Origin of the sequence: Cytobacillus sp. (assembly GCF_032154635.1) — a bacterium.
Taxonomy (GTDB): domain Bacteria; phylum Bacillota; class Bacilli; order Bacillales; family Cytobacillaceae; genus Cytobacillus.
This window is the reverse complement of sequence record NZ_JALDXW010000068.1, coordinates 1-11,407: the sequence shown is the minus strand read 5'-3', so window position 1 is coordinate 11,407 and position 11,407 is coordinate 1. Positions and strand designations below refer to the sequence as shown.

Below are 11,407 nucleotides of genomic sequence, written 5' to 3'. Positions count from 1 at the left end.
GCGATTTCCATATTTACGATCGGAAATCGCCTTTTTAACCTGCTGCAATTGAATAAAACAAAATACGCTGCACTTTAATTGCATTTATGAAAGTTATCGATCAGTAAACTCCAGCCAAGCCACCGCTTCCACATGCATCGTCATCGGAAACATATCCACTGGCTGGACCTCAACCGTTTGATATCCGCCATCCTCCAATATCCTTAAATCCCTTGCCAGTGTCCCAGGATTACAGCTAACATATACAACCTTCTTAGGCTTCATTTCCATAATCGTTTGCAAAAGGGCTTCATCACAGCCTTTTCGTGGCGGATCAACAACTAGGACGTCTGCGCTGTTGCCTTCCTTGTACCACCTAGGAATAACCGTTTCCGCTTCTCCAGCAGCAAAGTCAGCATTCTTGATCCCGTTAAGTGCTGCATTTCTTTTTGCATCCTCAATGGCTTCTGGTACGATTTCGACGCCGAATACTTTTTTTGCTTTTTGTGCGAGGAATAGGGAGATCGTTCCGATCCCGCAGTAGGCGTCGATAACGTTTTCTTCTCCGCTTAGATCAGCATATTCCAGTGCTTTTTCGTATAATACTTTGGTTTGCTCTGGATTGACCTGATAGAAGGAACGCGCAGAAATTGCAAATTTAATATCCCCGATGAAGTCGTAAATGACTTCTTCTCCCCAGAGGACTTTTGTTTCGTTACCAAAGATGACATTTGTTTTTTTCGAGTTTACATTTTGACAAATCGATTGAACCCCTTGGATGCGGGAAGCAATTTCTTCAATGATCTTGTTTTTATGCGGCAAATCCTTTGTTCTTGTGACAAGGACAATCATTACTTCCCCAGTTACAAGTCCGTAGCGGGCCATTATGTGACGCAGGTCTCCTTTATTTCGAACTTCATCATAGGCTCGGACACCATAGCGGCTGCAAATTTCTTTTACTGCTTGGACGACCTCATCATTTTTTTCCTGTTGGATAATACATTCTTTCATATCGATAATTTGATGGGTGCGCTGCTGATAAAATCCGCCGATTAAACCGCCTTCATGCTCACCAACAGGAACTTGTGCTTTGTTGCGGTATCGCCATGGGTTCTGCATGCCAAGCACTGGATGAACCTTCACATTCTCAAGCTTGCCAATGCGAGTCAACACATCTCTCACTTGCTTTTCTTTTGCCTTCAGCTGTCCCTCATAGCTTAGATGCTGAAGCTGGCAGCCTCCGCATTCTTTGTAAATAGGGCATGGTGCCTCCACACGATAAGGACTTTCCTCGTACGTTTCAATGAGCCGGCCAAAGCCATAGCCTTTATTCGCTTTAATAACTTTGATCTTTGCTTTTTCTCCCGGAAGGCCATTCGGTACGAATAATGGATAGCCGTCAACCTTTGCTACACCTGCTCCTTCATGGGTTAAATCTTCAAATACAACATCTATATAATCATTTTTTTGAACTGGTAAGGTTTTATTCATTTTTTTCTTCCTTTGCTGATGAATGACTAGTGAAAGTGTATCATAAATTGAGCAGGAATACGAAATGCGGCTCAGATTCCTCCCTATTTATTAGAGGCATTTTTGCAAATAAAATTTGGCTATTGCAAAATAAAAGCATAATTTTGCATTATTATCTTAAATTATCCTTACGAAGCAGTTTATTTGTCCAATTAAACTTCGAGTTCCTCAAGACCCCATTGGTTTTGCCATTCCAAAGGAAAAGCCCGCTCCTACTCGGAGCGAGCCTCTTCTTTTCTCCATTCATCAGGTAAATCTTGTTCACGAATTTTATTAATCGGAACAAAGACATTTAGGTGCCTGTACAGATTCACAAATTCTGCAGGCAGCAGTCCGCCAAATTCACCGTCCAAATTCAGCTGTACCTTTTCATTGGAATGTACTTTAATTCGGTTTGCCTGGGTGTAGATAACATGTGGATCATTTACATGCTCCCCGCGTATCGCTAATGTCGCAATACGAATAAAATCAGCAAGGTTTGTTTTTTTCAATATTAATAAAGAGAATAGCCCATCATTAATCGATGAATCAGGTGCTAGTTTTTCAAAACCTCCGACAGAGTTCGTTAAGCCAACGAGGAAAAGCATTGCCTCTCCTTCAAATAGCTTTCCATCATACTCAATGCTTACTTCTGTCGAACGAATAGATGGCAGCATTTCGATTCCCTTTAAATAATATGCGAGCTGGCCAATCATCGTTTTCAGCTTGCTTGGCACTTCGTATGTTAATTCTGTCAGCCGTCCGCCGCCAGCAATATTAATAAAATATTTGTCATTAATACGCCCAATATCAACAGGAATCGTGTCACCCTGAACAATAATTTCTGTGGCTGCTACAACATCCCTAGGGATATGGAGAGCTCTCGCAAAGTCATTTGTCGTTCCAGTTGGAATAATCCCCAGCTTCGGACGATATTCTTGTTCAGCCAGTCCATTGACGACCTCATTAATCGTCCCATCTCCGCCTGCTGCAATTACAAGATCGTACCTGCGTTCTACCGCAACACGAGCTGCCTGTGTCGCATCCCCTTCACATGTCGTTGCATGACAGGAAGCTTCATATCCCGCGATCTCTAATCTTTGCAAAACTTCTGGTAAATGCTTCTTAAATAGCTCTCTGCCTGAAGTTGGATTATAAATTATTCTTGCTCTTTTCATCGCCCATCATCCTATTACTCATCTTAATGTTTTGCTTCATTTCCGTTTTCCCATCATTTAACATCATAACTAAATGGATTGAACTTATCAATTTTTATGCTATTTGACCATAAAGTGAATTATACCCTAAATCCCCCTATCCATTCACTATATAAATGTGGAAGCGCCTTGAACACCCGTTAGGCATAGCTTAAGGCAAGACTCTTGGAAAGGTGTTCTTTTCCTTTCCGAGAGGATTGACTTGTGACCTCGAGGGGGCAGGCTGCTTGCGCTAGACAGAAAAATACCCGAATCTTCATCCGGGTACACCTCTATTTTTTATTAATCAACCGTACTAAAGCTCAACTGATAGCTATTCGTTATTGTAAGGCTATGATCACCTTTTCCTGTTTGGAATGTCGCAAGCTTAATGGTGGCCTCTTCATATGGATGCTCGTTCTGCTTTTCCTCTGTAATCTCCCATTTTTCACGATTGCCTTCTAAGTCCTGTATGTCTGTCGCAGTCACTTTTACATCACTGCTATTCTGAAGCTGTACGGACAGGTGAGAGGCTTGATCAATGGTCCAGTCGCTAATAAGCGTACGCGGCTTAAGGGTAATTGAATTATCATTCGCATTTACTTCAAGCTTTACATCATTCGGAATGAGGAGTGTGGCAGACAGATCTCCGTGTCTATCAAAAGGTCCAGCCATCTCGGTTGGCAGTCCCTTTACTTTTACGTAAATTGTGTCGCCCTTCTCATGAATCGATACATAATCCTCTGCATTCGCTAATAGCTTTTCCTCTTTCCCTAATAAAGCTCGATATGTCCCAAACATTGTAATTTCTTTTGCTGATGTACCTTCAATCGTTATTGGATAGCGTCCTGTTTCTACTACTACTCTTTGAATTCCTTCGCTCAGCTTCTTTTCTAAAGCTGGGAGGTCCATCGTTCTCTCTTCTCGTTTTAGCACATTATCCATCTTGTCTATAACGCCTGTTGTACTAAGTAATGCAAAGCCAATACCAACTGTACCGAGAATACCAACAAAGAAAATGCTTAGAAAGTCATATTTTAAAAATGGCTTCTCCTGCCTTGATAGAAATAAGAAAAGTAATATTTCACTCCCGAGAACAACCAGTATGATTGGCCACCAGGAAATCATTATATGCATAAGGTTCATACCAAAAAATTGTGATAATAGAAGGAAAATACCGAGAAAAAGGAGCGAAGCCCCCATAGAAAACGTCCCGACACGCCATGTCCTCATGATATTCCCGCCTTTCTATATTTAAATAACCTGCTTAAGTTCATCATCCTACTCATCCTGCAATTCAACTTCTTTCTCCCGCTTGCCAAATAAAAGCTTCAAGCCCCCGCCAATTAAGAGAATACAAACAACACCTGTTTGGAAGTAGTGATCAAACCAAAACCTGATATCAATATTGATCATGTCATAAAGCATTGGAGAAATGACTGGCAGCAAAATGCTCGTTGTTAAATAATATAATCCAACCAGCACAAGCCCGATGCCAATCCACTTTTGCTGATTAATAAAATACGAAATAATCGGTGTATCGTCCATTGGCTCGTCACCATATTTAGAAGCTTTTTGCAGCCCATCAAAAAAGCTATAGAACCAAATGATAGGAATTAAAAACAGGAAGATTCCTAAACGCAATACATCTAATATATAGATCGAGAATAGAAACGCTGCCATTAATTGAATTCCACGGCGCTGCAGTCCAAGATATAGATGGCCAGCCCCCGGGAAAATCGACAGGAAGGTCGCAATGGATTTGCTTTTCTTGCCATCCTCTCTTCGTGTTTCAAAATCATCAAGGATTGTACGGTCAATAAGTGTTTCTCCTTGCTGTTTGCGATTCAATTGCTGCATGGCATCGAAGAAGCCATATACCCAAATAACTGGCAATATTGCCAGAAATACTAAAAATTCACCACGATGAGTTAACGCCGTAACAAACAGAACCATTACACCTAAACCAAGAAATGAAGTCAGCAATGTCATACCACGATTCATTAATCCTAGCTGAAAATGTCCAATTCCCGGAATAAATGATAAGAGAAGTGTTCGAAATCTTTCATACTCAAAATCATTACCAGTTACCGCACTTGGTTCTGCAATCAGCTTTTTATTTTGAAGAAGCTTAGATGCACTAATGCCTGTATCAACTAAATTAATAATATAGAGTATCACTCCTAGGGTAAAGATCGCTATTCCAAAATCTCCTTCTCCGCTTGCAAATGCTAAAAAGAATGCGGCAATTAGGAAAAATTCCCCGAACATATAGGCAATTCCCCGTAAAATTTTCCCTAAATAGAGCAGCCCTCCTCCAGGAAAAAACGCCAATAAAAATGCAATAATTGGATTTTTCATTGTTATTTGCCTGCCTCCTTATGTTTCATTTCTAAGGAATCCATCCACGCAAAGGTTTTATCAACGAGACTTTGTGTCAATGATGGTTCTTCCTGAATATTAGGATTCTGCACATTTTCAGCATATTGTGTAATTGACTGAAACACACCTGTAGTCATTAATAGGATCGTCACTGCTGCTGCAATCGCATAATGGAAAAAGGCTGATTGGTAGATCGACTTTTTCTTTTTTCCTATCTGCGGCCTTTTCGATGGCTCCAACTTTGCATCTGCAATTTGAGCCATGACCAAATTTGTAAAATCAGCCTCATTAGAAATCATCGGTAACTCTGCTTCCTCCGCTTCTACCGCCTTAAGATAACTATCCAAACATTGGTCACAGCTATAAAGATGATTCTCATACTCCTCCCGGACATCCTTATCCAATTCATTCTTCACATATTTCATCCACTCTTGCTCTGAATAATGCATCATGAAAAGTCGTCCTCCTTCCAATGCTTTTTCATCCATAGACGGGCACGGTAAAGCTTCGTCTCTATCGTCTTGATTCCAACATTTTGTTCCTCAGCCATTTGCTGATAGCTTTTTTCAGCTATATAAAAATCATAGATCACACTGCGATAATTTGCAGGCAGCTCATTTAGCTTTTGGTGTACAAGTGTCCGCCTTTCTTTATTAATAACCTCAGCTTCTACACTTTCACCTTGGCTTACCTGATAATCATACTCTACTGTTTCCAGCGTATCTTCCTGCCTTCGATCACGCTTTCTCTTTACATCAATCGCGTGATTGACGGCTATTCTAGTTATCCATGTTTTAAAGCCTTGATCCTCATATTGGGGGAGAGAGGTATAGATCTTTAAAAACACTTCTTGTGCGGCATCTTCCGCTTCTTTCTGATCTCTTAATACAGCAAAAATCGTCCGGAACAAATCATTGCGATACTTTTCAACCAGTAAGCGAAAGGCATGGTCATTGCCGCTCTTCACTTTTTGGATAAGAACTTGGTCGCTAATCTCTCTCCCCCCCTTTCTTATAGCTTCCACCCTAATAGACGAAGAAAAGAGACTGTATCCCTACACTGAAAGTCGTTTTTTTATTAATTTTTTTGCGCGGTCCTTTCAAACAGTAAAAAACGCCCGGAAGATTATTTATTCCTAAGCGTTTCTATCATATATTATTCATAGTTATCCTTACCTTTTATCCAATTCAATTAAACCAAATATAAAAACCTAATGCAACGAATGATAGGATGATGACAATAATATATATTAATGAAAGATTGGTTGTATTTCTTTTAGAGGAGCTTCCATACTTCTCATCTCCTTTTTTCATAAAAACAATGGTGAATACACCTGCAAGCGCCGTCAAAATAATAACTAAAATAATAGCTACCAACATAGGTACACCTCTAATACTAATATTTACTTTCTATTATACTTCCAATTTTTATAATGCACCCACTTCACCCACAACATGGTAAAATGAAGCTAATTATAGAAAAACGCAAGTGCCTTGAACATCGCCGTACAAATGCAGATGATGCACTTGTGCTAGACAATTTTCAGATCAACAATTATATACTTACTCTAAAAAAGGATGATAGGATGACTTTATTACTTTTTCTAATGGCTTATTTAGTTGGTTCGATCCCCACGGCACTTCTTGTAGGCAAGTATGCATTTAATATAGATATCCGAGAACATGGAAGCAACAATCCTGGAGCAACGAACACCCTAAGGGTGCTTGGAAAAAAGGCCGCCATCGTCGTGCTGCTCGTTGATGTCAGTAAAGGGGTAATAGCTGCCTTACTTCCTGCTTTAATGGAAGTAGACATTGACCCGCTATTACCGGGACTTATCGCTGTCGTCGGTCATTGTTTTCCAATTTTTGCAGGCTTCCGCGGCGGAAAAGCTATCGCGACAACTGCCGGTGTCCTGCTTGTGACGAACATCTGGATGTTTTTAGCTGCTTATCTCGCTTTTATCTTTGTTATCTTTGTGACTAAGTATGTTTTTTACGGATCCATTACTGTTGGACTTACGCTGCTATTTTACTCATTTTTCACGCCGGGTCTAGAATACGAACTTATATTTTCTATCTTTCTTTTATTATTAATTTTTCTCCACCGATCCAATATTAACAATTTTATTCATCATATAGAGCCAAAAATTAATGACAAAAGCCTGAAAGATGACCGCATCCCGCCAAAGATTAATCGAATATAAAAGGCAGTGCGTATAATTCCCGAATATTGGACTAGCCAATACTCGGGTTTTCTTATTTCTTTGACTTAAATCCCCCGCGGTATTTGGCTTCCCGCAGCTCAAATGCATAGGCTTCCCAATTCGGTAAACCCATCTCTTCCGCAATCGCTAATTCCTTTTCGACATCATAAGGGACACGAACAATTTCAATTGAAAAAGGAGCTGGGTCAGCTGATAAGTATTCCCCATGCAGGATGGCATATGTTGCTTGGGGAATATCTAGAGAGTTCCCAACGCTTCCACAATTGAACAAAGTTTTATATGGATGAATAGGTTCAATTAACGCAGCATGAATATCCCCATACCCAACAACATCTGGGACTTTTCCTTCTTTATTTCCGACGATCCACTCTGTGTTTTCAAACATCGCTAGTTTTTCTTCATACGAATCTTTCATTGGAACGACCCGATGATAAATACTTTTTGCAGAAGCGTGATAAAGCCGGACATACTTGCCGCTCATATAAAAATCATAGTGAAAGGGAAGTGTTCCTAAATAGGCCAAGGAATCCTCACTTAACTGTTCCTGATGCCACTTAACCTCTTCAAACTCAACTGGCTTTTGAATAAAATCATCCCAATTTCCTAAGAGGACTACGTCACATACTTCTCTAATCCGTTCGACCGACTTTTGTGAATTTGGCCCTTTTCCGATTAAATCACCTAAACAAATGATTGTATGTATTCCCCGATTTTTAATATTTTCAAATACTGCTTCTAAGGCAGTAACGTTTCCATGAATATCTGAAATAACTGCAATGCTTCCCATCTCTTGTCCTCCTTATCTAAAAGCGGAAGCGCCATGGTCAGCATCCGCCAGCATAAGTCCTGCCTCACAGAAAAACGACTCTTTTCCTTTTTGATAGGGCATGGCTTAGACTTCAGAGGGGCTAGGCGCTCCAATTGGGTAAAAACTAATTATCTATTTCTTTTCTCCACCTGCTTATACTTCCCCTTTATTTTTAAATAAAGTAAATTGTTTGTCCGTCTGAGGTTCATAATGAATTTTAGCGACCAGAAATTACACTTATTAGAAAAATCAGGTCCGTAAATGTGTTTTAGTGACCTATTATTACATTTATTGGAAAATATAGGTCATTAAATGTGTTTTGGCGACCGATAATTACATTTATTAGAAAACTTGAGTCCATAAATGAATACAGCGATTATTACACAAATAACCCAAAAACGTTTTACCAATCCAAGTATAGTTTTTCAATTGCCCATTAAGTTTTTCTCAAAGAATAAATAAAGTTGATTTTTTCTAGTCCTGTATATATGGTAAAATAACTACAGGCTTTTTTGCCCTATTCTATTTAATCAAGGAGAAGGATTATGTCAAAAGTATTTGTATTCGGCCATAAAAACCCTGACACAGATTCCATTTGTTCAGCCATTGCTTATGCGGAATTAAAAACGAAACTAGGCTTCGATGCAGAGCCTATTCGCTTAGGACAAATAAACGGAGAAACAAACTATGCTTTAGAATACTTCAAAAAGGAGGCACCTCGTTTCGTTGAGGCCGTTTCTAATGAAGTTAACGAAGTCATTCTCGTGGATCACAATGAATTCCAGCAAAGTGCAGATGACATTCGTAATGTGAAGATTCTTGAAGTGATTGACCATCATCGCATTGCAAACTTTGAGACAAATGATCCATTATATTATCGTGCAGAGCCAGTTGGCTGTACGGCAACCATTTTGAAAAAGATGTATAAAGAAAATGGAGTAGAAATTAGTAAAGAGACTGCTGGATTAATGCTTTCAGCTATCATCTCTGATTCCCTTCTATTCAAGTCACCAACATGTACAGAAGAAGACGTGGCTGCTGCTCGTGAGCTTGCGGAAATCGCTGGTGTGAATGCAGAGGAGTACGGGTTAGCTATGCTAAAAGCAGGTGCTGACCTTAGCGACAAGTCACTTGAAGAGCTCATTTCACTTGATGCAAAAGAATTCCAAATGGGCAGCTTCAAAACGGAGATTGCTCAAGTAAATGCAATTGATTTAAATGATGTATTAAGCCGTAAAGATGAACTTGAATCAATTCTTTCAGATGCAGTGAATAAGAAAGGATTAGATTTATTCCTATTTGTTTTAACAGATATCCTTAACAGTGATTCTGTTGTCATCGCCATTGGTAACGAAACGAAGGCAGTAGAGGAAGCTTATAATGTAACACTTGAAAACAACAGTGCGCTATTAAGAGGCGTTGTATCCCGTAAGAAACAAATTGTCCCAAGTCTTACAAAAGTATTGTCTGAAAAGTAATATACAAAATGAGGAGTAGCCAAAGCGGCTGCTCCTTTTTCATTTTCCTAGTATAAGTTCCTTCATCAATTGTTTGACTGTTGTTTCCTTCACCATTCTTACCCCTTGCCCTGCCCATAGAGACATGAAGTCCTTCTGGTTAAGCATGGCAGCCTTCCTTCTAATAGAGGTTGTCAAATCATTTTGAAGCGGAAATGGCTTAGTCGTTTGATCAGCCATCTCTTGAATAAATCGATTACTGATTCCTCGAGCAAGTTTTCCGGAAAATGCCTTTGTAAAGGTAGTTTGTTCTTCCGTGCTATTCAAGAGAGTTTGCTTATAAATCTCTGCGGCCCCACTCTCCTTGCATGTGAGAAAAGCTGTTCCGAGCTGAACACCTTTTGCTCCTAAAGCCATTGCAGCAGTAATCCCTCGTGCGTCCATGATCCCTCCAGCTGCAACAACAGGCGTGCGAACCGCGTCGGCCACTTGAGGAATGAGTGCTATCGAACCGATTAGTCCGGTTTCTTCTTTATGAAAGGTTCCACGGTGTCCACCTGCTTCACTTCCCTGTGCCACAATGATATCTACTCCGCTCTCTTCAAGTTCAACAGCTTCCTTTACATTTGTGGCCGTCCCGATCATAATAGAGCCCTGCTTCCTTAGCTCCGTCATAACCGCTTTGTCTGGAATGCCAAACGTAAAGCTTACGACGGGCACCTTTTCTCTGAGAATTTCCTCTATTTGATTTTCATATAAAGACTTGTAGTTTTTCACTTGAGTGCTGACTGGAATTTCGACTCCTAGTTCTTTTCCATATTGAAGTAAATAGTCTATCATTGCTGTTAATTCTTTTTTATCTACATGGTCTTCCCTTTCATTAGGAATAAATAAATTCACTCCGAAAGGCTTATCTGTTAACCTTCTAATCTGTTTGATTGCTTCCCTAATTTCCTCAGAGCTCATATACCCTGCGCCAAGATTTCCCAGACCGCCGCAATTTGATGTTTCACTTATTAATTCAGGTGTTGTGATTCCTCCTGCCATCGGTGCTTGAAAAATGGGGGAAGAGATATTTAGCATCTCCGTCAATTCATTTTGTTTCCAGGCCAACGAACATACACCTCACATTGATTTAGCCTCTTAATTTATCCCAAATACTATTTGCTACTGCATGCCACAAGTTTTCATCGACCTGATAAGATTTTACTAAATTTTTGTACATGGCCTTTTGTTTATCTGTGAATTCAGGGTCATCCTGTGAAGGGAGCTTACCACGTTCTTGATCAACGAGATCCTGAAGCTGCTTCGCTCTCGGTCCCCATACTGCTAGCTCTTCTCCGTCCTTATTGATAAAAATATAGATAGGAATCGCACGTGATGTTCCATTTGTTAAATATTGATCCATCAATTCAAGATTTTGATCTCTCAATAAAAATCGCACATCCATTTCAATTTCATCAGCAATTTTTAACAAAATTGGGTTATTTAAAAGCGCATCTCCACACCAATCCTCTGATAAGGCAATGGCCTTTAATCCCTTTCCCTTTAATGGAGCAAACCTTTCTCTTTCTTCAGGTGATAATGAAAAGCGTTCTAGAATCTGATTCATCCCCGCTTGATTGACATTCATTCCAGAAATATATTGTTCAGCTGTCAAGCCCTTTTCAAACCATTGATTTAAATTCATAAATACCCCTCCGTATCTAATATGTATTTCTTCCTTATTATTACATATTCTATTTGTGAATGCGAAGCATCGATCTCCAATTTAGGACCCTAACAGATTTTGTCGAAAGAAGCTGTCCTTTCCTGGGAAATAAAAGGATATTATGTAATAGGCAAAAAA

The 11,407-nt window shown here is 39.7% G+C and carries 12 protein-coding genes; 2 read left to right on the top strand and 10 right to left on the bottom strand.

Going from position 1 to position 11,407, the window contains the following annotated elements:
* Positions 1–93: 93 nt before the first annotated feature.
* From rlmD to RUH74_RS23380, 7 genes are all read right to left on the bottom strand, one after another.
* Positions 94–1,470, bottom strand: coding sequence for a 23S rRNA (uracil(1939)-C(5))-methyltransferase RlmD (rlmD, locus tag RUH74_RS23410; protein ID WP_313805063.1), 1,377 nt, complete (start codon positions 1,468–1,470; stop codon positions 94–96).
* 251 nt (positions 1,471–1,721) lie between these two features.
* The gene (locus tag RUH74_RS23405) at positions 1,722–2,666 is read right to left on the bottom strand and encodes a diacylglycerol kinase (protein WP_313805062.1); all 945 of its coding nucleotides are present in this window, start codon (positions 2,664–2,666) and stop codon (positions 1,722–1,724) included.
* Between the two features lie 321 nt (positions 2,667–2,987).
* Positions 2,988–3,917, bottom strand: coding sequence for a hypothetical protein (locus RUH74_RS23400; RefSeq protein WP_313805061.1), 930 nt, complete (start codon positions 3,915–3,917; stop codon positions 2,988–2,990).
* Between the two features lie 48 nt (positions 3,918–3,965).
* Positions 3,966–5,045 carry a hypothetical protein gene (locus RUH74_RS23395; RefSeq protein ID WP_313805060.1) on the bottom strand — a complete coding sequence of 360 codons (1,080 nt, stop codon included), beginning with the start codon at positions 5,043–5,045 and terminating at the stop codon, positions 3,966–3,968.
* 2 nt (positions 5,046–5,047) lie between these two features.
* The gene (locus RUH74_RS23390) at positions 5,048–5,518 is read right to left on the bottom strand and encodes an anti-sigma factor family protein (protein ID WP_313805059.1); all 471 of its coding nucleotides are present in this window, start codon (positions 5,516–5,518) and stop codon (positions 5,048–5,050) included.
* Complete coding sequence (locus tag RUH74_RS23385) at positions 5,515–6,090, bottom strand: RNA polymerase sigma factor (RefSeq protein WP_313805057.1); 576 nt, start codon at positions 6,088–6,090, stop codon at positions 5,515–5,517. The genes RUH74_RS23390 and RUH74_RS23385 overlap by 4 nt, the downstream gene beginning before the upstream one ends.
* 163 nt (positions 6,091–6,253) lie before the next feature.
* Positions 6,254–6,445 (bottom strand): hypothetical protein, encoded by a 192-nt coding sequence (locus RUH74_RS23380; RefSeq protein WP_313805054.1) that lies wholly within the window; start codon positions 6,443–6,445, stop codon positions 6,254–6,256.
* Between the two features lie 206 nt (positions 6,446–6,651).
* Between RUH74_RS23380 and plsY the strand changes: the two genes are divergently transcribed.
* Positions 6,652–7,272 (top strand): glycerol-3-phosphate 1-O-acyltransferase PlsY, encoded by a 621-nt coding sequence (plsY, locus tag RUH74_RS23375; RefSeq protein ID WP_313805051.1) that lies wholly within the window; start codon positions 6,652–6,654, stop codon positions 7,270–7,272.
* Positions 7,273–7,324: 52 nt separating this feature from the next.
* On the opposite strand, the gene RUH74_RS23370 is transcribed toward plsY, so the two are convergent.
* Positions 7,325–8,080, bottom strand: coding sequence for a metallophosphoesterase family protein (locus RUH74_RS23370; protein WP_313805049.1), 756 nt, complete (start codon positions 8,078–8,080; stop codon positions 7,325–7,327).
* A gap of 566 nt (positions 8,081–8,646) precedes the next feature.
* On the opposite strand from RUH74_RS23370, the gene RUH74_RS23365 reads away from it, so the two are divergent.
* Positions 8,647–9,579, top strand: a complete 933-nt coding sequence (locus tag RUH74_RS23365) for a manganese-dependent inorganic pyrophosphatase (RefSeq protein WP_313805047.1) — start codon at positions 8,647–8,649, stop codon at positions 9,577–9,579.
* A 39-nt stretch (positions 9,580–9,618) separates the two neighbouring features.
* Here the strand turns inward: RUH74_RS23365 and RUH74_RS23360 are convergent, their stop codons facing one another.
* Together RUH74_RS23360 and RUH74_RS23355 are read right to left on the bottom strand one after the other, a co-directional pair.
* Positions 9,619–10,671, bottom strand: coding sequence for an NAD(P)H-dependent flavin oxidoreductase (locus RUH74_RS23360; protein WP_313805044.1), 1,053 nt, complete (start codon positions 10,669–10,671; stop codon positions 9,619–9,621).
* 22 nt (positions 10,672–10,693) lie between these two features.
* A complete protein-coding gene (locus RUH74_RS23355; RefSeq protein WP_313805042.1) occupies positions 10,694–11,248 on the bottom strand; it encodes a thioredoxin family protein in 555 nt (184 codons plus the stop codon).
* Positions 11,249–11,407 lie beyond the last annotated feature (159 nt).